Here is a 24257-nt window from a genome sequence, read left to right as displayed (position 1 = left end):
TCATTATATGAAACTGAATAAATATATATTTGCAACCCTTATTACTTCAACTACCTTATTTCTAGGTGGTTGTAGTGACTTTCTGGACCGTAGTCCACAAGGACAGTTCACGGAAGATGATAATCCGAACGCACTGGTCAACGGTAAGATTTACAACGTCTATACGATGATGCGTAATTATGATGTCACCGCCGGACCTCCTGCACTTGCCATCCACTGTTTCCGTTCCGAAGATTCGGAAAAAGGAAGTATTTCCAGTGACGGTTCTGATGTAGCCGAAATGTACGACGACTTCCTGTACACACCGACCAACGGTTTGCTGGGTGCTTATTGGGGGAAAAATTATGCCATCATCTACCAATGCAATGACATACTTACCGCCATCGCAGATAAAGAAACAGCCGGACAGACAGAGACTGAAGACATTATCAATAAAGGAGAGGCCTCTTTCTTCCGCGCCTATTGCTACTTCAATTTGGTAAGAGCCTTCGGTGAAGTACCTCTGGTAACTTATAAAATCAATGATGCTTCGGAAGCCAATATCCCGAAAACAACGGTGGATAAAATCTACGAGCAGATAGACAACGACCTGAAAACAGCGGAAGAGTCATTGCCGGAAACATGGAGCACCGAATACACCGGACGCTTGACTTGGGGAGCCGCCCGTTCTTTACACGCGCGTACTTATATGATGCGCAACGATTGGAACAATATGTACACGGCCTCTACCGACGTTATTAAAAAAGGATTGTACAACCTGAAGACTCCCTACGACGAGATATTCACGGACGACGGCGAAAACAACGGCGGTTCCATATTCGAACTGCAATGTACAGCTACTGCCGCTCTTCCCCAAAGTGATATTATCGGTAGCCAATTCTGCGAAGTACAAGGTATTCGCGGAGCCGGTCAATGGGACTTAGGCTGGGGATGGCACATGGCAACAGAGTACATGGCACAGGCTTATGAACAAGGTGACCCGCGTAAGAACGCTACCCTACTCTATTTCCGCCACTCGGATGATGATCCTATCACCCCGGAAAACACCAATGAGCCTTATGGCGAGTCTCCGGTTTCTCCGGCAATAGGGGCTTACTTCAATAAGAAAGCATATACCGATCCGGCTTTGCGTAAAGAATACACCAACAAGGGTTTCTGGGTAAACATTCGTCTGATTCGCTACGCAGATGTATTATTGATGGGAGCTGAATCAGCCAACGAAAAAGGAATCCCGGGTGAAGCAATCGACTATTTGGAACAGGTCCGCGCACGTGCCAGAGGTACCAATACCAATATATTGCCTAAAGTAACGACCACCGACCAGGGAGAATTGCGTGATGCCATCCGCCACGAACGCCGCGTGGAACTGGGAATGGAATTCGACCGTTTCTACGATCTTGTTCGCTGGGGTATTGCAAAGGAAGTACTGCACGCAGCCGGTAAAACTAATTATCAGGACAAAAACGCATTACTGCCATTGCCTCAAACAGAGATTGACAAGTCTAAAGGAGTACTGGTACAGAACCCCGATTATCTATAAATAAATATAATAGCATGATATACAAAAAGTTAAGTCTATCCATCCTGTTGTTTGCCGCAGGTTTTCTGACCGCATCGGCACAGAAGTCGCCACAGGATATGGATCGCTTCATCGACGTATTGATGAACAAAATGACTTTGGAAGAAAAGATCGGACAGTTGAACCTTCCCGTCACCGGAGAGATTACTACGGGACAAGCCAAAAGCAGCGATATTGCCGCTAAAATCAAGAAAGGCGAAGTGGGAGGACTGTTCAACCTGAAAGGAGTGGAGAAAATACGTGAAGTACAAAAGCAGGCTGTGGAAGAATCCCGTTTAGGAATTCCATTACTGTTCGGTATGGACGTTATTCACGGATACGAAACGATGTTCCCCATCCCACTCGGATTGTCTTGCACCTGGGATATGACTGCCATAGAGGAATCTGCCCGTATTGCAGCCGTAGAGGCCAGTGCCGACGGTATCTCATGGACTTTCAGCCCGATGGTGGATATTTCACGCGACCCTCGTTGGGGACGTGTGTCCGAAGGTAACGGTGAAGACCCGTTTCTCGGAGCCATGATTGCCGAAGCGATGGTGCGCGGCTATCAGGGGAAGAACATGGAACGGAATGATGAAATCATGGCTTGTGTAAAACACTTTGCACTATATGGTGCGGGAGAAGCAGGACGTGACTATAACACCGTAGATATGAGCCGTCAGCGGATGTTCAATGATTATATGCTGCCGTATGAAGCAGCCGTTGAAGCAGGTGTAGGTAGCGTGATGGCTTCTTTTAATGAAGTGGATGGTATTCCGGCCACTGCCAACAAATGGTTGATGACAGACATTCTCCGCGGACAGTGGGGATTCAACGGTTTTGTGGTAACCGATTATACGGGTATTTCAGAAATGATCGATCATGGTATCGGTGATCTTCAAACGGTATCCGCCCGTGCCATCAATGCCGGAGTGGATATGGATATGGTAAGCGAAGGTTTTGTTGGGACATTGAAGAAATCCGTTCAGGAAGGAAAAGTCTCTATGGAAACGTTGAATACTGCTTGTCGCCGTATTCTGGAAGCCAAATATAAACTGGGATTATTTGATAATCCTTATAAATATTGCGATCCGAAACGTCCGGCACGCGACATCTTTACCAAAGCGCATCGCGATGCAGCCCGCAGGATTGCAGCAGAAAGTTTCGTTCTCCTAAAGAACGACAGTCCCGACGGTAATCCGAACGGAAATCCGTTGCTGCCTTTCAATCCGAAAGGAAATATTGCAGTGATCGGTCCGTTGGCAAACAGCCGGAGTAATATGCCGGGTACATGGAGCGTAGCAGCCGTGCTCGACCGCTGCCCTTCTCTCGTGGAAGGACTGAAAGAGATGACTGCCGGAAAAGCGAATATCATGTACGCCAAAGGAAGTAATTTGATTAGTGATGCAAGTTACGAAGAACGGGCAACGATGTTCGGCCGTTCCCTGAACCGCGATAACCGCACCGACCAACAGTTGTTGGATGAAGCGTTGAACGTAGCCCGCCGGTCGGACATTATCATCGCTGCCTTAGGCGAATCTTCCGAAATGAGTGGTGAAAGTAGCAGCCGCACGGATTTAAACATTCCCGATGTACAGCAGAATCTGTTGAAAGAGCTTTTAAAGACAGGCAAACCGGTAGTACTGGTATTATTTACAGGCCGTCCGCTTACGTTGAGCTGGGAACAGGAACATGTACCCGCCATTCTGAATGTATGGTTTGGAGGTAGTGAAGCAGCTTATGCCATTGGCGATGCCCTCTTCGGCTATGTCAATCCGGGTGGTAAACTGACTATGACTTTCCCGAAGAATGTAGGCCAGATACCTCTTTATTATGCGCACAAGAATACCGGACGTCCTTTGAAAGAAGGTAAATGGTTTGAGAAATTCCGCAGTAACTATCTCGATGTGGATAATGATCCGCTTTATCCGTTCGGTTATGGTCTTTCTTATACTACTTTCTCTTACAGTGACATCGACTTGAGCCATTCCAGCATGGATATGACCGGATCATTGACCGCAGCAGTGGAAGTTACCAATACCGGAACATGGCCCGGCACGGAAGTGGTACAGCTTTACATCCGTGACGTTGTAGGCAGTAGCACCCGTCCCGTCAAAGAGCTGAAAGGCTTTCAGAAAATATTTCTGGAACCGGGAGAGATGAAGATTGTCCGTTTCAAGATTGCACCGGAAATGCTACGGTACTACAATTATGACCTGCAACTGGTTGCCGAACCGGGCGACTTTGAAGTGATGATCGGTACGAACAGCCGGGATGTGAAAACTGCGAAATTTACGTTGAACTAAACTTTTAGGCACGGATTACACGGATTACGCTGTTGTTTTATGTAACCACAATTCCTAAAACCGTGAAATCCGTGTAATCCGTGCCTAATCCAATAAATTATAACCTTGATTATGAACGATAAATATAAAAGAATCGCAGTGATGAGCGCACTTCCGCTCATGTTACTGTTTCTATCCGCCATCGCCCTGACTTTCCAGAGCTGTAAAGGGAAAAGCAAGAATGACAACCTTTCTGCCGCTACCGACTCGCTGTCGGACGACGCATTAATGGACACCGTTCAGCGACGGACTTTCCTCTACTTCTGGGAAGGTGCCGAACCGAATAGCGGTCTGGCTCCCGAACGGTATCATGTGGATGGCGTATATCCTGAAAATGATGCCAACGTAGTCACCTCCGGCGGTAGCGGTTTCGGCATCATGGCTATCCTTGCGGGAATCGACCGCGGTTATGTCACCCGCGAAGAAGGACTGACGCGCATGGAACGCATCGTTTCTTTCCTCGAAAAAGCAGACCGTTTCCACGGAGCCTACCCCCACTGGTGGTATGGTGACACCGGAAAGGTGAAACCGTTTGGCCAGAAAGACAATGGAGGCGACCTGGTAGAGACAGCTTTCCTCATACAAGGTCTGCTTGCCGTACACCAATATTACGTCAACGGAAATGAGAAAGAGAAAGCACTCGCTCAACGTATCGACCGGATTTGGCGGGATGTCGACTGGAACTGGTACCGGAAAGGCGGGCAAAATGTCCTTTACTGGCATTGGAGTCCGACGTATGGCTGGGAAATGAATTTCCCCGTACATGGTTACAACGAATGTATGATTATGTATATTCTTGCCGCCGCTTCTCCTACACATGGAGTACCTGCCGCTGTTTATCATGACGGTTGGGCACAGAACGGAGCCATCGTCTCTCCCCATAAAGTAGAAGGAATCGAATTGCATCTCCGCTATCAGGGCACGGAAGCCGGACCGCTTTTCTGGGCTCAATATTCTTTCCTCGGACTCGACCCGGTAGGATTGAAAGATGAATACTGCCCCAGCTACTTCCACGAAATGCGCAACCTGACATTAGTCAACCGTGCCTACTGCATCCGCAACCCCAAACATTACAAAGGTTTCGGACCGGATTGTTGGGGACTGACTGCCAGCTACTCCGTTGATGGATATGCAGCTCATTCCCCCAACGAGCAGGACGACAAAGGAGTTATCTCCCCCACTGCCGCACTTTCATCGATTGTCTATACACCGGAGTATTCCATGCAGGTAATGCGCCATTTGTATGGTATGGGAGATAAAGTGTTCGGTCCTTTCGGATTCTATGATGCTTTCAGCGAAACGGATAATTGGTACCCGCAACGATATCTGGCTATCGATCAGGGACCTATCGCTGTAATGATCGAAAATTACCGGACAGGATTGTTATGGAACCTTTTCATGAGCCATCCTGACGTGCAAGCCGGATTGACCAAACTTGGTTTTAACACCAACAAGCAAGATGTGAGACAGAAATAAGTGGGAACCACGGTGCGTGGAAGTGGTCTACTGACCACCTCCGCCACCAGTGTTTCCACCTCCTCCGCCACCTTTCACATCATCATTGTCGATGCTGCGTGCAGCTTTCTTCACACTGGCTTTCAACTCTCCAATCCGATAGCTGACGCTAAAGCCAAAATACCGGCTTGGATACTTGCTCGAACTTTTCGAGATAAAGTTGACTCCTTCCGTGTGATTATTGTAAGTTCTGTATTTCTCTACGATATTGCTACAATAAATATTCAAAGAAAGACGTTCCTCTTTCAGGAAAGAACGGCTCAATCCCAAGCTATAATAATTGTATCCCGAACCTCTTCCCTGCAAACTGATACGCGGTGTACTTCCACCTCCGTTCAAGCTCAAACGGACTTTTCCCGGTAAAGTCTGCTGAATTCCTCCATACGCAGAAGCATTCCATCCATAATTATGCAACTCTTGAGCAGGACTCCGCAAATCACTGTAATTTCCACGCCCATTGATATAAATCCTCGTTTTGGGAGAAGCATTCCAGTTCAAATAAAAATTCAATCCTGTTTCCCGGCTTTTACCGATATTATCATACGTGCTATACAAAGCACCATAAGGAGCTTTATGACCACCTTCAAATATTTCTCCGTCTTTATCGGTTATTAAGCGACTGACTCTTTCAATTCCATTGTTATTGAAAGAATGGCGCAAAGAGAGGTTGATGTTCAACTTGGCCGTGAAACTGCTGTAAGACAAATCAAACGAATGGCTCTTTTCACTCTTCAGGTTCGGATTTCCCTGATTGATAAACATCGGATTCTGATTATCAAAATAAGGATTCAAGTTCCAAATGCCCGGACGCCAGATACGCATATTATATCCACCGCGGAGGTTTTGCGTCTTGCCTAGTTTTATTCCCAAAGAGACGGAAGGAACCAGATCGCTAAAGTTCGAATTAAAATTCTCGCCTGCACCGACCAGATACTTCACTTCCTGTATGGTTTGCTCATAACGAAGTCCCGGTTTGAAAGTAAAATCCTTGTATTTCAGCGTATATCCGGCATAAGCGGAAATGATATGATTCAGATGGCGGTACTCGCTGCTGCGTTTCTCATTATATGCATAGTTTTCGCTTTCCCCTTCGGCTTCATAAAACCGATTATCACTGGAGTTGCGCCGGAAAATATATTTGGCACCCGTCTCAATCGTATGCAACTTTCCAATCGGAGTAGTATAGTCCACCTGGAAGGTTTGTTCCATCGTATTCGTCTTTCCGTCCGAATGGAAATTCTTCAATGCCAGTTCTTTGATGATATCCAGTTTATTCTCATCAGGCTCGATGTCCAGATAGGTATTATAGGAATCATTCGTTTGAGGTTGAGAGTTGATCTTATAAGAAAGGGTAATCATCCGTTCTTTGTTCTTTCGGGAAGTACGTTGATAGTCTATATTTCCGTTGATGGAATACCATGATCCTTTTCCGTGATTGTCCGTTCGATAGCGATATGCAAAATTCTGGCGGTCGGCTCCGTGCATAATCGTATTTCCGTCACTGTTACTCTTGTCATTGCTACCATACATTCCGAAAGCCACAGTCAGCAGCCTCAACGTATCAATCTCGTAACTGGCTTCCAAATTGCCATATTGGAAATTACCCTTCGATTTGGAACTGCTTTCCGACTCCAGGAACTTTTCATTCTCCTTATCAGGTTCATAATTCTCCCGGTAACTGTCGGAATAGCTGCGCGGACTATTATTATAATTATAGTTGTAGTTGGCAGAAACCGTCAGTTTGCCCTGTTTTACCATTGCATAAGTGCCGGCACCTACCCCGTTATTGCTGGCATTTCCTCTGAAAGTAGCCGTATATCCTTCAAATCCGGTACCCACTGTGACGATATTCAGAATACCTCCGATACCTTCCGCATCATATTTAGCTCCCGGTGAAGTAATCACCTCAATATATTTAATCGTATTCGCCGGCATACTTTTCAGCACTTCCTTCGGATTATTGCTCATCATATTGTTGGGCTTTCCATTCACATGAATCTTGAAACTGCTACTGCCGTTCACCTGTACATTGTCTTCTCCATCCACCGTGACCAGAGGAACCTTTCGAAGCATCTCCAATATACTGTTTGATTTTGAATCCGGATCATCTTCAATATTATATTCGATTTTATCCACATCTACCTTTACCAAAGGTTTCTGTGCAACAACCTCCACTCCTTTCAACACATTATTGGCTTCTGAAGAAATCATCGTTCCCAAATCAATCTCCCTGACCGAAGGTTTTAAAGTGAATTCTTTTACTATAGGCGACTTGCCAATGGAAGAAATCGTGATTATATAACTACCTGCAGCGACATTCAGTTTTTCCTGAAATTTACCATTCGCCCCTGTGACCGCCATCTTTACAGCTTTGTCCGGAGCATTTTTAGGAGTTATCTTAATCGTGGCATACGGTTCCCCTTCTTGTGTTAAAGAATCAAGAAGTACTCCTTTGATAGTATAAGAAAGAGCCGTGGATTTTTGTGCCCACCCAGTCATAGATGTAGCGAACACGAATAGCAATAGTAGTAACAGTCTGTGTTTCATGACTAGAAATATTTAGCTTATGTTTATTATACGTGGTATATTCAAAAATGATGCAAATTCAGAGGCCAAAAGTAATTGGTTTATCTACGCTTACGAATTTTTCGGAGTTAAGAATATAAAACGAATGGATAAAATATCTTATTACAGTATATTTCTAGTATATTTAAACATTCCCGTTTAAGGGTAACAAATCTTCTTTATTTGAAATGAAATAAAGATGATATATACCGTTGTATCGGTCGTTTCAGACGCCTCAAGTTAGCGCAGACTCTTCCAATCCAGCAGCCATCGAATTCTTGTTCATATTTCGTGAGTACTTTCTTACAATCCCGGAGCCGGACGTCTTGCCTTTCCATGGCCGATAATATCTCGCTTATCCGGGCAATTTGTTCCCTTTGACACAAGAGTTCTTTATCCTGACAACCGATAATTTCAGCATATAAATTACAGATATTTGCCTTTTCAATACACAGTTCTTCCAATGTATCGATATACTCGGCTGTAATTCGGTCTTTATTCTGAAACAGGAATCCTTCAACACTTTCTTCATCCACAACAGTGATCCCTTCTTCATACGACATAGGAAATCTTTTCATCTCCGCCCAAAGCCAGATAACTTCTTTGTTAATTCCATACTTGACCGCCGCTTCTTCTACGCTAATCCATTTCGACATAATGCTCTTGTTTTAATGTGTTCCACAATAAAGATTGAATATTATTTTGTTTATGTGGAGCAACGGGCATTCACGTTTTCTGTATTTCGGGCGGACGGGGAATTGTTTAGGTTAGACTTTTTGGGGTAATCATAACCGACCGGACACAAGAAAGACGTGAATGCTGTTGCACCATTATCTACCTCTAAGGCTAGCAATACCCTCGTAAAAGACAATGATAACAACAGACACCCACGTCAATCGTTTATATATAACACATCTTTTACGGATATGTTGATATACAGCCGTTCACGTGGAGTATCTGTCGAATCATCTCTCTTTACTTAAACTTGCTATTTTTAGAGGTGAGAGATAATACACATATACTCAATTTAGTAATATATACTGCTTCCCGCTAATTTCATCACGCTGATGAGCAGAAAGCACATGGCAAAGATATACATATTTTTTTTAATGTGGTGGAAATTTAGAAATAAATGCTGGAAGTTATGTATATCCATCAAGCTCTCTCATACATAAAAATGAAAATCCTCTTTCAACCTATCACCGACTTCCTAAAACTCCCTATTTATAATACTTTCAGCATGGTGACAGGTTGTTATTAACCTATCACCTCATCTATCACCTATCACCGCCTATTTTTTTGAAAAAGCAGATAGCAAACAGTCGTTTTAATAAGGGGTAATTCTTGTTTCAGCATACGATACTCTTATTTCCAAGGCTTGAAACACTTATTTTCCCGGTACGAAACTTTAGTTTCAAAGGCTAGGGAACTTTAGTTTCCTACCGATGAAACCAAAGTTTCCCCATGGTGGAACTAAAGTTTCAAGGCGGGGGAACAAGAGTTTCCCGCCTTGAAACCAAGTGTTTTGAGGCATGAAACATTTTTTATCCCGTAATGTGGCATTCTTCCTTTTAGTATATTAATGCGATTAACTCTTTCCACAATAGAATTTTGTGACCACATAAAAGAACAGAATCCCCCATAAAATAAACAATAAATAAGTACGATATAGCTTGGCAGACCGGATAATAAAGCCTACCTTTATGAGCCTTTAATAAAAAGCATAAACAATAATCACTTTTAACATGAAACTTACTTTGATGCGGGACAACGACGGAACATCAACCATGCGGACGTTGGACATAAACCTACAAATAGAAGCGATGAAGCATGAAACAAAAGCCCGCCCGATAAGTAATCTACGGACAAGCATACGTTATGCCTCACCGGACAGTAAACTGGAAGCAGCTCAAAAACTACCCAAAGTCATCCCTGCGGCTAACTTCCGCAAAACAACAAATGGCACACAAATGACCGGATATAACGGCATTATACAAATAGAAGTGAATCATCTGGCAAACCGGACGGAAGTAAATCGTATCAAACAAGAAGCAGCCGAACTTACACAGACTTTTGCCGCTTTTATGGGTTCCAGCGGTCATTCCGTAAAAATATGGCTACGCTTCACCCGCCCGGACAAATCACTCCCCAAAGACCGGGAAGAAGCAGAAATATTCCAAGCTCACGCCTACAGAAAAGCCGTCAGCCTTTATCAACCGGCACTCTCCTACTCCATCGAACTCAAAAATCCGACATTGGAGCAATTCTGCCGGCAAACGTGTGATCCGGAACTTTACTATAATCCCGATTCCACCGTCATTTATATGCGTCAGCCACTGGAAATGCCATCGGACACAACCTACAAAGAATCCGTACAGGCAGAAACATCTCCTTTCAAACGACTGATTCCCGGTTATGACAGCTTTGAAACTTTGTCCGCACTCTTCGAAGCAGCCCTGAACAAGGCTTACCATTCATTAAGCGAACTTCACCCCAACATACACCTACATTCCGACGAAGATCTCAAGCCATTATTGGTTCACCTGGCGGAAAACTGTTTTCAGGCAGGCATACCGGAAGAAGAAACAGCCCGTTGGGCAATCGCTCATTTCTATACCAAGAAGAAAGAATTTCTTATCCGGCAAACCATACAAAACGTATACACAAGAGCAAAAGGATTCGGACAAAAATCACCTTTATCGACAGAGCAGGAATTGGAATTCCGAACAGAAGAGTTTATGCAACGCCGGTACGAATTTCGTTACAACACAATGACGACTGTTACGGAATATCGCGAACGGAACACCTTTTGTTTTTGTTTCCGCCCCATCACCAACCGTATACGCAACAGTATTGCCATGAACGCACGCCTGGAAGGCCTCAACTTATGGGATCGGGACGTGATCCGTTACCTCGATTCCGACCGCATCCCGATATTCAACCCTATTGAGGATTTTCTTTTCGGAGTAGATGTCCGTTGGGACGGACGCGACCGGATTCGTGAACTGGCTTCCCGTGTTCCTTGCAACAACATTCACTGGCCGGATTTATTTTACCGTTGGTTTCTAAATATGGTGGAACACTGGCGTCACACCGATCGCAAGTATGCCAATTGTACAGTACCGTTATTAGTCGGGCCGCAAGCCTATCGAAAATCGACTTTCTGCCGAAGTTTGTTGCCACCGGAATTACAGATATACTATACCGACCGCATTGATTTCAGTAACAAAAGGGATGCCGAGCTGGCTCTAAATCGTTTCGCGCTCATTAACATGGACGAGTTCGATCAAAACAGAGTGAGTCAACAGGCTTTTCTGAAGCATATCCTGCAAAAACCTGTGGTTAATATCCGTCGTCCTCATGGCACAGCCACACAAGAGATGCGCCGTTACGCATCATTTATAGGAACAAGCAATCACAAGGATTTACTGACTGACACTTCCGGAAGTCGACGCTACATTGTTATCAATGTGACCGGTCCGATTGACTGTTCTCCGATTGATTACGAACAACTTTATGCACAAGCAATGCACGACATTTACAGGGGAGAACGTTACTGGTTCGACACTGAAGATGAAAAGGTGATGACCGAAGCCAATCAGGAATTTCAAGTGATCCCTATTGCAGAGCAGTTATTCCACCAATTTTTCCGGGCTGCTAAAGAAGAGGAGGAAGAATATGAGTTACTTCTTGCTATTGAGATACTGGAACAGGTGCAGCACGACAGTAAAATTCATATATCTGATTGCAATATTATTCAATTCGGGAGAATATTGCAAAAGAATCAAGTGCCTTCTATACACACCAAACGTGGGAATGTTTATAAAGTGGTTCGAATCAAGCCGAAAAGAGCATAAATATGCATCTCTCCGTTCAGGTGATAGGTGAAAGATACGGTGATAGGTTAAGAATGACCTATCACCGCTCTGTAAACACGATAAATAAAGAGTTTCAGAACGATGGTGATAGGTTGAAAGAGGAATTGACGAAATCAACAGGGAGAGAAAGAATTATACTTCCTCTACGATTTTCCAATCACCAATGCTTCTTGTCGCAGTATCGAAGTTAACTCCTATTTTTACCACTTTCCGATGATCGGGCTGATAAGGAATAGCATATCCTTTATTGTTTATCTGTTCCAAAGCTTCCTCCGGAGTTCCATCTACCTTAAATTCAAAGACATAAATGGTATCTTGCATCTTTACTACTACGTCCGCCCGTCCGATTGCGCTCTTTACCTCTGCATCTACATACTGCCCCATCAAACGGAACAGCAAATAGAAGATTGTCTGATAATGTTTTTCCTGCTTATTTTCCAAATCATTGGGAATCGAAGCAAAGAAAGACCTGATTCGTTCCAGACATTCGGTCAGTTTTCCGGCACGCAAATCCTTGATAAAAGAGACAACATAGAAGGTATTTTCACGAGCAGGTAAATGTACATAAGCGGGCATAAGAGATTCTATGAATCCTTTCCGCACTTCTTTGTTAGGATAAGCCAGTGTGTAGAGTTGAAACTCCGGATCATATCCCTTGATGGTAAGATAGCCACTCTGATAAAGTACAGGAAGAGGATCGGTAATACCACTTGTTGGTGCATCAAACTGCTCTGCAGTAGCCATAGCACCATCCAATTCGCGAATGTCGAAATTACTCTGCTGCAATATATTTATCAGGAAAGTAGGCGTCCCGGTAGAAAACCAGAAATTGGCATAATTCTTTTGAGCAAATGCATTGAACAAACTGAATGGATTGTAAATATCTTCACAGTTTTTACTAAAATGATATCCGTCATATTGTTGTTTTAGATGCGTACAAGCCTCCTCGTAGGTTTCATTATTAGCCTGCGCCATCATTTCAATATCAGTCTTCAATTGTGTACGCAATTCCCGTTCGGTTATACCACAGATAGCACTATAGTCGTCTCTCATACTGATATTCTGCAAATTATTCAATTCACTGAAAATACTCATTTGACTGAACTTACTGATACCTGTCAGGAAAAGAAACCGAAGATATTCTCCTTGCGCTTTCAAGGGACTGAAGAATTTCCGCATTTCTTCACGAAGTTCATTTTGTAGTTCCGGCACATGGTTACTGTCTAATAAGGGAGCATCGTATTCGTCAATAAGTACTACTACCGGTTTGCCCGTCCGTTCATAAGCACGACGAATCACTCCCCGGAAACGTTCTGCCGGTGTATCTTCCACTTCTTCCTTCCCATAGAGTTTTTCCCAATCATACAGATTCAAGTTCAACTGCCCCACAAGGTCAGAAAGTGCCGTATACTTCGTCATGCTGAAATCAAGATGCAACACCGGATAGACATTCCACTCTTTCTCCAAACACTCCATTGCCAAACCTTGAAACAACTCCTTCTTCCCCCGAAAATAAGCATCAAGAGTGGATACCAGCAAACTTTTTCCGAAACGACGGGGACGACTCAAAAAATAAACCTTATTGGTATTAGCCAAACGATAAATCAACTCCGTCTTATCCACATAGACGTTGTTATTATTGCGTAAGTCTTCAAAATTCTGTATCCCTATCGGGTATATTCTGAAAGTAGTATCCATAATGTCTATCCTATATAAATGAAATGTAGACAAATATAGGCATTAAAATATAGACTTCAAACAGTACGTACTGTTTTCTACACTTCATTCAGTTAAAAGCAATCATACTTATACTTTCCTCTTTTTAAAAGCGATGAAGTACCCGGAAATTTATTACCTTTGTGTAATTGATTTATAAAACCGGAGTATATGAGCACTAAAATTTATCCCATTGGCATACAGAATTTCGAAAAGATTCGTAATGACGGTTATTTCTATATTGATAAAACGGCATTAATGTATCAAATGATAAAAACCGGTAGTTACTATTTCTTAAGCCGCCCACGCCGCTTCGGGAAAAGCCTGCTCATCTCTACTATGGAAGCCTATTTTCAAGGAAAAAAAGAACTGTTTGCAGGGCTGGCTGTAGAAAAGCTGGAAAAAGACTGGATTAAATATCCGATATTACATCTGGACCTTAATATCGAAAAATATGATGTACCGGAAAGTCTGGATAATATACTCGAAAAATCGTTGACTGCGTGGGAAAAGCTCTATGGTGCCGAGCCATCCGAGCGCTCATTTTCCCTGCGTTTTGCCGGCATCATAGAACGCGCCTGCAAACAGGCAGGGCAGCGTGTAGTTATTTTGGTAGATGAATATGACAAGCCCATGTTACAAGCCATCGGAAATGAAGAATTGCAAAAGCAATTCCGGGATACCTTAAAACCTTTCTACGGGGCGCTCAAAACAATGGATGGCTATATTAAGTTTGCATTCTTGACCGGTGTTACCAAATTCGGCAAAGTCAGTGTGTTTAGCGACTTGAATAATTTGGATGACATATCGATGAGAAAAGATTATGTTGAAATCTGTGGTGTCAGCGATCAGGAGCTCCATGAGAACTTAGATGTCGAACTTCATGAGTTTGCAGAGACGCAAGGTTTGTCGTATGACAAGCTCTGTACAAAACTAAAAGAATATTATGACGGCTATCATTTTACACATAATTCTATCGGCATATATAATCCGTTTAGTCTGCTTAATGCTTTCAAATATAAAGAATTCGGTAGTTATTGGTTTGAGACGGGTACACCTACCTATCTGGTGAAATTACTGAAAAAGCATCATTATGATCTGGAACGGATGGCACACGAAGAAACCGATGCGCAAGTATTGAACAGCATCGACTCCGAATCAACCAACCCGATCCCAGTGATTTACCAAAGCGGATATCTCACTATAAAAGGGTATGATGAACGTTTTGGCATATATCGTTTAGGTTTCCCCAATCGTGAAGTAGAAGAAGGCTTTATTCGTTTTCTGCTTCCTTTTTATGCGAATGTGAATAAGACAGAATCCCCGTTTGAGATTCAAAAGTTTGTCCATGAAATAGAAACGGGTGATTATGATTCTTTCTTCCGCCGCCTTCAGAGTTTCTTCGCCGACACGACTTACGAAGTTATCCGAGATCAGGAATTACATTATGAGAACGTGCTTTTCATTGTTTTCAAATTGGTTGGTTTCTACACCAAGGTGGAATACCACACCAATAACGGGCGCATAGATCTCGTTCTGCAGACAGACAAATTCATTTATATTATGGAATTCAAGCTAAACGGAACAGCAGAAGAGGCTTTGCAGCAGATTAACGACAAATGCTATGCGCTGCCTTTCGAAGCGGATAGGCGGAAACTATTCAAGATAGGGATTAACTTCAGTGAGAAAACCCGTAATATCGAAAAATGGGTGGTAGAATCCTGAAGTATACCCCGCCTTGAGAAAACTGTTATTATTAATGGAGGATCTATTCCAATCCCGGCCACGCTTTTGTTGAATATGTAGCTTCAAGTGCATTTTCCAGATTATCATTTAGACTCGGAAAGAAATCGATTCCTGTTTTTTCTTCCAGTTCGTCTATTGACAATGCATAGTCAACTAACTTTGTTGATTTCGGAGTGTCGGTATGCTCCATCCAAAAAGCGATCGCTTTGAATGAATCTCCTTTTTTAAACAGCAAAGCCATATAATAATATTTAGGAATGGGTTTGCTAAGGTCGTTACTGATATATCCTCTGATCTGATCTTCCTTATCAATCGTTCCTCCTTTTACCACATATAAAGTATCTGAAGATGTACAGCTACGTCCCCATGATTGCACCTGTCCCTCCAAAGTCAACCATATACCTGTATTAAATTTATTCCGTTGAGGACTCATATTCGTGTAATAGAAGGTCTGTTCATTCACCTCACGTGAATAAAGTCTGTCGGCAGAAGCACAAAGATGCCCTCTATCATAACCTTGTTTTCCAAAATCAGCTTGCACACGCTGGTATTGTGAACCGATAGCAGGATCAGCATCAAAAGGCTCATCGCTACGTGACACATTTTGTTGCTTTGATTGATTGTCAAACCGAAAGGCAATCCAACGGGAATGTTTCTTACTCTTATCGTATTCCATACTGAAAGAGGTTACTTTCTGCCCATTAAATGTGGTGTAGTGTGTTACAAACACATCGTTTGCACCATTGCGAAGTGCAGGGAGTTCTACGATACCGGTGGCAAAATTATTGGAATCATGTCGCTCATCATCATTACCGCAAGAAGCACATACTGAAACACATAATATGATATTCAGCAGATGCATAAATCTATGGTTTATCATAATACAGTCGGATCTATATTAAAAAGCACAAAAAGGAAGTCTGTTTTACAGACTTCCTTTTATTACTCACATTGTAATTATTCCATTATATGAGAACCTAAACCTGAAATCTCGTCAACCTCCAACTCCTCCCACTCATCAAGAGTAAAGACGGGATTAGGAGTCTTTACAGAGGGCTTTCTACGCAAAGTCTTATTTTCTCCATATTTATTAGTACTTCCTTTCTCCCCAACAATATCGATCAACGATCCATTCTTAAATAAACCTATAGCATCGTCACCATTAAAATTTACAAAGTTGGCTTCAAGAGCCTCTCCCATATATAACGTAGCCTGTTTATGTTTAAACACCAAAGTAGCATGTGGTGCTAATGTCTTTCCTGATAAGTCCATGCTATTGTCATACTTTGCATCTCCATAAGACCACTCTTTCCCATTGGCTGCAATGTCCAAACGGTACCCGGATAAATCGACAGTTTGTCCTGCAGGATTATATATTTCTATATATTTATTATTTGATGAACCTTCCACATATTCTGAAATGAATAGTTCTTCTGAACTTGGCTCTGGTTCCTCTATTCCACCTACAAGACCTCCATCTTTTGTCATTAAGCTAGCATCATCTATTAACAAATCTTTTCCTGAACTTTTGGGGTTCATAACAACCAAACATATCGTTTGTTCTGCATCCAAAGTAAAAGTAAAACTTTTCGTAACCCAATCTTCATTTGTTATATTATTTACATAATCATCATAAACATAAGTTCCTACTTTGCCTGTCTCATCAACTGGAGCATAGCCTAAACAAGCACTAGCTTTATCAGTTGTAGCAGCTTTTAAATAAGCAGAGAACACATAAGTACCAGCTTTCAAAGTCATTTCCGTACTACCAAGCCGCTTATTGCTTGACGCTCCTTTTACCAAAACAGAATATGTGCCACTACGCTTATCTACAGACTGTTCAAGAGTCGCATTACTTGCTGTAGATGCAGACTTCCAACCTGTCGGATATCCATCCGCCCAGCTCTCAAACCCTCCATTAGTTAATAGTTCGGTACCTTCTCCCGGTCCAGGAACTTCTCCGCCTCCTTCACCATACAAAATATCATCAATTCCATAAGTCTGTACCTCTTCACCTCGTGTTGCCACATACTGAAAACCAACAAAGCCATTCTGCCCAGCATAAGTACTTAAATCCACCTTTAAATCGCTAGTCCATTGATATGTACCAGTAGTAGGAATACCATTAACAGATATCTCATGTCGTTCCATTTTACCATCCTTCAGTTGTAAGAAGAATACCTTCAGAGACATCGTTTCAGAATACTTATTTACAGTAGCTTTAAAAGTAAATTGCTTATCTGCACTAACTGTAAAATAAGGAGTCACAAACCAATACTCTGCCGTCTCACCACTATTTACCCCATAAGTTGAAGCTGCCAAATATTTTTGAGGATCATAAATAGCACCTTGCCAAATTCTATTTCCTTTAACAGCCTTATTAATCCAACCAACTTTTGAATAATCTGCTTGATGTTGAACATCGTTAAAATCATTGGACAAATCTGCTAATGGAGCAACAGAAATATCCAATCCCAAAGGATTATCAGGATCTAAATCTTCTCCACCTTGTTCTTCACCGATCTCCTTATTATTAAATACTGCAGCTGTCGTATTAATCAATGCTGCCTTACCGAAACCAGCACTCAACTCACCTTGAATCAATAAGACTCCTCCCTTATTTTCAGGATGGTCTTTCAAATTTAAAGCATTGGCTAGATCACTACCATTTTTTATTTTAACCGGTAAGCATTTACTTTCATTAGTTTCATCTGGACTTTCAGCAATCAGTACATTAGATGTTATATTAAAAGGAGCTGTAAAGCTAGCCTTATTGCCTGCAAATTCCCCTTTATCATCATATACATTTTCTATAGCACCCACAATATATCCTTGCACCCAAGCTATGGAGCCGTCTTGTTTCTGTTGTGCGGCTTCTATATTATATGGATTCTCTTTCGTACCATCACCCGTCAGCCCCGGAACATCACCTTCTCCCAATATATCATAAGGAGCCGGTACATCACTACATGAACTAAATGTGAACACTGTAAGCAGCGTCAAGAATAAAGCATTTAGAATCTTTTTCATAATTATATGTGTTAATTGAATTAATTATTTCGTTTGATATCGTTTAAAGTACGAACAACAACCTCCCATTGGTTATTGTAACGCAATAAAATACCTGTAATATTTACACTTCCCTGCGGCATCACTTCCATTGAAAAATTAGCATAAGCGCTGGTATAAAGGAATAAGTTGCTTCCACTCTCCGTACCATCGGCATAAGTAAAATAACGTTTTACCGATCCTTCATCACCCGGAGCGTAAGTCGCAGTTCCATCTGCTTCGGTAAGTTTCACATTTTTGAAGGTAACCAATACCGGAGCTTCTTTCAAGTTTATAGCAGCAAGTTCGGCAGGAGTAGTAATTTCAATCGGTGTCAATTCCGAATAGTATAACTTAGGTTCGTTTATCAAACGTACGTGTTGTTTCCAAACATACTCTGGCATACGTCCTACAGAATTATTATAAACAGTTCCGATCTGTGCCTGTTTACGATAGCTACCTATCTGCAAACCCTTACAGTCAATCACTACTTTCTGACCTACCGGGCAGAATGCATACAATCCAGTTGCATTAACACCAATAACGATAGCTCCTGTTTCATCTGCCACCACGAGCTTCTTATACAAGTTCCCACTTTCATCATCGCAGGTAATTACCCCTTCAATACGCGTTTCACCTTCGATAGTCGTATAAGTGTCTTTGCTTGTATCGATGAAATCATTGTATTTCTCTTTCAATGCCGCTATTGAAATCGTACGTCCTTCCGGGATTGAATTATTGCCATAAGCATTTCCCGTCACCGGATCATCATAGTTCTCACAGGAAGTGAGACCTGCGCCACATAGCAGCAATCCGGTACATAATATAGATAGTAATTTCTTCATAATTGTTTCTTCCTTTCTTTTTGTTTTGGATTGATAACTACACATTCTTAAAATCTATAACCAATGTTCAAGAAAGCATTGAACGGGAATGCGTAGAAATACTTAGAATTCTTGGAAAACTTGTAAACACGTGCGTCACCGTCTTTGTAATTATCATCACGGTTTTGTTCGAAACCACCTGTACGCAAATCTGTATTGTTCAAGATATTAGTCAAACTTAAATTGAGACTAATGCTCTTTCCATTGCGCAAACGGATATATTTTCCAATAGAAGCATCCAACATAAATCCGCCATCCAGTTTCTCCTGACCCGGTACATTAAGAACCGGATTTCCGTTAGCATCTACACCGGCACCATTCTTATCCAATACACTGCCAAGACGACGATAGCTTGAGAAATCGATATATACACGATCATAATAATTTCCTGTCAAATTGAAGAACCAACCTTTTACGTTATAATCCAAAGCAAGACTATAAGCAGAAAGCGGAGTGCCATTGGCACGCATACCTTTAGCATAAACACGGTCGAGGTTTGACTCATTCTCACTTTCATACGTCAATACAGCATCCGGGTTATTGGTATACTTAGCTTCGCTCCAAGTACCGATAGCTGTTAATGACAGCTCACTTGTCAATTTAAAGGTAGCAGCAGCTTCTATTCCCCAATATTCCTTTTCAATACCGTTCATAGAAAGATAAGTGAAACGTGCTTCGCTATCGTTATAGAAAGCATCCATTTCTACTTGATTCTGGAAACGAGTGTAATAACCCGTCAAACGTCCCATCACCCAAGGAGTATTGAAGTTGTAAGTCAAATCACCACCAATGATACGCTCTGTTTTCAAATCTCTCACAAAGTCGTTCTTAATACGCGGAGCGATGAAAGAGTTGTAAGCCAACGGTGCACGTTCTTCATATCCGGCATTCAACGTAAAGGAATGATTGCCATTGATAGCCCAATTCAGACCAGCTTTTATACCGCCTTCCAGGAACTTCGCCGTACCGCTACTACCAAGTGATTTCAATGGCGCACGTCCGTTTCTCATCAATCCATCACGGAACATTTGTGTAGATCCGATTTTACCGGAAGCAAAATAATTTAATGATCCACCATTATTACCCTGGTAACGTACCCATGCGCTCTGCTTATTCACATAGATGTTATAGTCATAACCAAATTTATCACCTTCACCAATACGACGGTTAGGATTATCGAGGTCATTCTGCACCATGCTGGAACTAGCGCCATGGTCACGTACTGCAAACTTGTCGACATCCGTATAAAGCTGTCCACCCAGCAAGTCTTTCATTTTCTTATAATGCATACCTTTGGTTGTATTCACTGCAATTCCAGCAACATAGCTATTGCGCTCATTCCATTGATGATTGAATACAGAACTCAAGTTGAAAGCTAACTGGTCGTCGTGACGTTCTTCCACATAATAAAGCGTCTCTTTACCTAATGCATTCGCTTGTTTATTGGCAAAATAAAGAGCATCCCAATCCAACTGACGATAAGCTTTATTATTCTTCCAATTATCAGTAACCTCATTAAACTGCTGCAGTTCATCGGCAGTAGGAACGGATTCCCACACGTCGAAGATAGAGCTAGGCAACTTTTTATAATAATCCGGGCGCGGATCGGCTGCATTACCATTCCAGCCTAAAGCACTTTTGCCATAATTGGAATATTTGAATCCGGCACTCGTCACCAGTTTCTTATTATCATCAATGGTGAAATTCCATGAAGCAATGGCTGATGGCTCGAACTGGCGTACAATACGCGCATTTCGTTTTTCTCCATTCTGATATCCCCAGTTCGGATTATAATAATGACTGTTTGCTAAATAATAGGCTTCTTCAGTTGCCGCCATTTGCTGCCCTCTCTCTGTAGGTGTTCCCCAAGTTGCCAAAGAAAGACTATGGCGATCATTGAATACTTTCTCTGCACCGAGAAAGTAAGAAAAAGAGTTGTACTTGATTCCTTCAATATTTCCCTCGTTACCCCAACGATATCCCAATGAACCGGTAAAGGCCCATCCATTATTCATCAGACCTGTAGAATAAGTATACATTCCACGCAAGATATAGTTGCGGTTACTACCTGATAAGGTTAGTTTTGAACCGGCCGCATATTGGCTGGCACGTAAATTGATATTGGAAGCTCCCCCTATGGCTCCGAAAGTAAAGTTGTTAATTTCAAAAGGACCGATCCCCTCCTTATTACGGGTAGCATCGTTTAATCCTCCTATTAATCCGTAACTGAAACGTCCTGTTTCTGCATCATTAAACTGTACCCCATTGATATACATGTCACTATACTGGGAATCATATCCCCTCACACGAAATCTCATTGGGCTAAACAGATAACCTACATTTGACAGATAAACATCATTGTTAGAAGTGACCAATGCAGATGTGCTCTGTGCTGCATCATCATCCTCATTCAATTGTGATTCTGTAAACATGAAAGAAGCATTGTCCTCACGGGCGTTTTGCTTTGCCTTTTGCTGAGCAAAAAGTGCTGGCATTAAGCAAAATAGCACGATCGCTAACCCTAGTCGTTGTTTCATAATTTAATTTATATTAATGTTAATTGGTCTTTCGTTTTGCAATACAAATGAAATAAGCTGTTACGCAAAATAACAAAGAATTTTATAAATAACAATGTTTTTTACAAAAAAAGTAACTCGTAAGGGTGGGTTTTTCGTTTTCTTTTTAGATATTTGTCATACAAATGACAAATTACCCACTTTTAAAATCAATTTCAAAGATGAAAAAAAGCTTAATGACTTTAGGTGTACTCGCTCTTTTCGTCCTCATGGCCTATGGACAGGAAAAGAAATTTGCCCTCTACAGTGTAGCGTTCTACAATATGGAGAATTTGTTTGATACCATTCACGATGAAGGTAAGAATGACTACGAGTATCTTCCTAACGGTACTAATCAGTGGAATACGATGAAGTATAAGGCTAAGCTGAAAAACATGTCGGAAATATTAAGCCTGTTAAGTACCGACAAGTTGCCAATGGGTCCCGCCATTATCGGCGTTTCTGAAATCGAAAATTACAGAGTATTGGAAGACATACTGAAACAACCTGCTTTAGCGGACAGAGGTTACCAGTATGTTCACTACGAAGGAGAAGACCAACGTGGTGTGGACTGTGCTTTTTTCTATAATCCCAAACTATTTGAACTGACGAATAGCAAGCTCGTACCTTATGTATATATCAATGACACGATACATAAGACGCGCGGTTTCCTGATTGCCAGCGGTAATATTGCAGGAGAGAAGATGCACTTTATCGTCAATCACTGGCCTTCGAGAGCAGCGGCTTCTCCAGCACGTGAACGTGCAGGAGAACAGGTAAGAGCTATCAAAGACTCACTGTTAAGGGAAGACTCCGCAGCCAAAATTGTTATCATGGGGGATATGAACGATGACCCGATGGATAAAAGTATGGCTGTAGCACTTGGAGCTAAGCGGAAACCTGCTGATGTAGGTCCTACAGACTTGTACAATCCGTGGTGGGATACTTTGAAGAAAGGATACGGAACTCTGATGTACAAAGGTAAATGGAATCTGTTCGATCAAATCGTATTTACCGGAAATCTACTAGGTACTGACCGCAGCACACTGAAGTTTTATAAACATGAAATTTTCCGCCGTGATTTTATGTTCCAAAAAGAAGGGAAATACAAAGGATATCCTAAACGGACACAAGCAGGTGGTGTATGGCTAAACGGATATAGCGATCACTTGCCTACTATTATTTATTTAATCAAAGAAATGAAATGACAAAAGCATTATTTAAACTATTCATCCTGTTCATAACCTGTAACACAGCAATCTCATGTAGTGAACAGGATTCTCCCGAACTCCCTGATAATCCGGGCAATACGAATCAAGGAATCGCCTCTATAGACCAAACGCAAATCAATGGAAACGGAGGCGGATTTATCATTCGTGTAAAAGCTGACGGCACATGGCAGGCTTCAAGTAGTGAGACTTGGTGCACGTTGAGTAGAACATCCGGCAATGGAAACGGCTCAATCAGCGGATATATGAAAGCAAATACCGGAGCTGAACGAAGTGTCATTATTACAATCACAGCCGGAAAAGAGGAGGCCAAATTCACACTCAAACAATTAGCAGGCAATGGTTCAAATCCAGATCCAGATCCTGATCCGGACCCTAATCCATCAGGGTATGCAGGAAGAATCGAAATTCCTAAACTGAAAGGTGGAAGCATGAACATTTTTCATACCTGGACAACTACAGAGAATGGAAAAAAGACTGTCACTTACAGTTATGAATACGATTGTACGAAAAAACATGTACGTTGGGTAGCATTGACTTTTGACAATGTGACTTCTCAAAAGAATGTGGATCGTAAAGACGATTATAAACCAGATACTAATATTCCGGCACAATACAGGACTGACAAACAAGACTACTATTCACCGTATAATAGAGGACACATGGTAGCTTCAAGTGACAGATTATATAGCCGTGAGGCAAATAGTCAGACATTCTATTATTCTAATATCAGTCCGCAACTAATAACCGGATTCAACCAAGGTGGAAGTACTTGGGATGCGATAGAGAACAAAGTACAGGAGTGGGCAAAGGTGTCAAATCCTCAAGATACAACTTACATTGTGAAAGGAACATCCATAGATTATGCAATACTGGAAACAGGTACGTATGGTGTCAAGATACCTAAATATTACTTCAGTACAATCTTATCTTACAAGAATGGACAGTACAAAGCTATTGGATTTTATATAGAGCACAAAAGCGACAAATCAAAAAATATTAAAGCATGTGCAAAATCTATCGATGAGTTAGAATCCATAACCGGGCTTGATTTCTATCATAATCTACCTGATGAGATCGAGACAGCAGTAGAAGCAAATTACAAAGAGAGCGACTGGTCTTGGTAAAGGCTCTTTCTACAAATATCCCTATCTATTAATATCAAGTAAAAATAGATAGGGATATTTTTATGGAATTATATACATGAGCATTTTATTC

Annotated in this window: 14 protein-coding genes; 7 read left to right on the top strand and 7 right to left on the bottom strand. The window is 41.9% G+C overall.

All coding sequences use genetic code 11. The annotated features are described in order from the left end of the window. Positions 1 to 7 precede the first annotated feature (7 nt). The 3 genes from H8796_RS08170 (at position 8) to H8796_RS08160 (ending at position 5379) form a co-directional block, all read left to right on the top strand. The gene (locus H8796_RS08170) at positions 8 to 1540 is read left to right on the top strand and encodes a RagB/SusD family nutrient uptake outer membrane protein (protein ID WP_117932229.1); all 1533 of its coding nucleotides are present in this window, start codon (positions 8 to 10) and stop codon (positions 1538 to 1540) included. Positions 1541 to 1554: 14 nt separating this feature from the next. Next, positions 1555 to 3864 (top strand): beta-glucosidase BglX, encoded by a 2310-nt coding sequence (bglX, locus tag H8796_RS08165; protein WP_117932231.1) that lies wholly within the window; start codon positions 1555 to 1557, stop codon positions 3862 to 3864. A gap of 111 nt (positions 3865 to 3975) precedes the next feature. After that, entirely contained in the window at positions 3976 to 5379 is a 1404-nt protein-coding gene (locus H8796_RS08160) for a glucoamylase family protein (protein WP_117932233.1), read from the top strand. A gap of 27 nt (positions 5380 to 5406) precedes the next feature. Here H8796_RS08160 and H8796_RS08155 read toward each other — a convergent pair whose 3' ends face one another. Beyond that, entirely contained in the window at positions 5407 to 7965 is a 2559-nt protein-coding gene (locus tag H8796_RS08155) for an outer membrane beta-barrel family protein (RefSeq protein ID WP_117932235.1), read from the bottom strand. A 197-nt stretch (positions 7966 to 8162) separates the two neighbouring features. Next, on the bottom strand, positions 8163 to 8639 hold the full coding sequence (locus H8796_RS08150) for a hypothetical protein (protein ID WP_117932237.1): 477 nt from the start codon (positions 8637 to 8639) through the stop codon (positions 8163 to 8165). 1089 nt (positions 8640 to 9728) lie between these two features. Here H8796_RS08150 and H8796_RS08145 point away from each other — a divergent pair. Beyond that, the gene (locus tag H8796_RS08145; protein ID WP_117932239.1) at positions 9729 to 11840 is read left to right on the top strand and encodes a BT4734/BF3469 family protein; all 2112 of its coding nucleotides are present in this window, start codon (positions 9729 to 9731) and stop codon (positions 11838 to 11840) included. 153 nt (positions 11841 to 11993) lie between these two features. On the opposite strand, the gene H8796_RS08140 is transcribed toward H8796_RS08145, so the two are convergent. Then, positions 11994 to 13559 (bottom strand): ATP-binding protein, encoded by a 1566-nt coding sequence (locus tag H8796_RS08140; protein ID WP_117932241.1) that lies wholly within the window; start codon positions 13557 to 13559, stop codon positions 11994 to 11996. A gap of 189 nt (positions 13560 to 13748) precedes the next feature. Between H8796_RS08140 and H8796_RS08135 the strand changes: the two genes are divergently transcribed. Beyond that, a complete protein-coding gene (locus H8796_RS08135; protein WP_117932243.1) occupies positions 13749 to 15302 on the top strand; it encodes an ATP-binding protein in 1554 nt (517 codons plus the stop codon). A 43-nt stretch (positions 15303 to 15345) separates the two neighbouring features. Here the strand turns inward: H8796_RS08135 and H8796_RS08130 are convergent, their stop codons facing one another. From H8796_RS08130 to H8796_RS08115, 4 genes are all read right to left on the bottom strand, one after another. Next, a complete protein-coding gene (locus H8796_RS08130) occupies positions 15346 to 16185 on the bottom strand; it encodes a DNA/RNA non-specific endonuclease (RefSeq protein WP_233530337.1) in 840 nt (279 codons plus the stop codon). Positions 16186 to 16280: 95 nt separating this feature from the next. Next, entirely contained in the window at positions 16281 to 18353 is a 2073-nt protein-coding gene (locus tag H8796_RS08125; protein ID WP_117932245.1) for a DUF6359 domain-containing protein, read from the bottom strand. 20 nt (positions 18354 to 18373) lie between these two features. Then, entirely contained in the window at positions 18374 to 19216 is an 843-nt protein-coding gene (locus H8796_RS08120; RefSeq protein ID WP_117932514.1) for a DUF5689 domain-containing protein, read from the bottom strand. 47 nt (positions 19217 to 19263) lie between these two features. Continuing rightward, positions 19264 to 21792: a TonB-dependent receptor gene (locus tag H8796_RS08115; protein ID WP_117932247.1), complete on the bottom strand. Its 2529-nt coding sequence runs from the start codon at positions 21790 to 21792 to the stop codon at positions 19264 to 19266. A 200-nt stretch (positions 21793 to 21992) separates the two neighbouring features. Here H8796_RS08115 and H8796_RS08110 point away from each other — a divergent pair, with 200 nt between their 5' ends. Then, on the top strand, positions 21993 to 23018 hold the full coding sequence (locus H8796_RS08110) for an endonuclease (RefSeq protein WP_032853240.1): 1026 nt from the start codon (positions 21993 to 21995) through the stop codon (positions 23016 to 23018). Further along, positions 23015 to 24166 carry a DNA/RNA non-specific endonuclease gene (locus tag H8796_RS08105; protein WP_117932249.1) on the top strand — a complete coding sequence of 384 codons (1152 nt, stop codon included), beginning with the start codon at positions 23015 to 23017 and terminating at the stop codon, positions 24164 to 24166. Before H8796_RS08110 ends, H8796_RS08105 begins: the two co-directional genes overlap by 4 nt. Positions 24167 to 24257: the final 91 nt, after the last annotated feature.

The organism is Bacteroides sp. M10, from assembly GCF_014334015.1.
In the GTDB taxonomy this organism is placed as follows: Bacteria; Bacteroidota; Bacteroidia; order Bacteroidales; family Bacteroidaceae; genus Bacteroides; species Bacteroides intestinigallinarum.
This window is presented reverse-complemented; position numbering and strand designations above follow the sequence as displayed.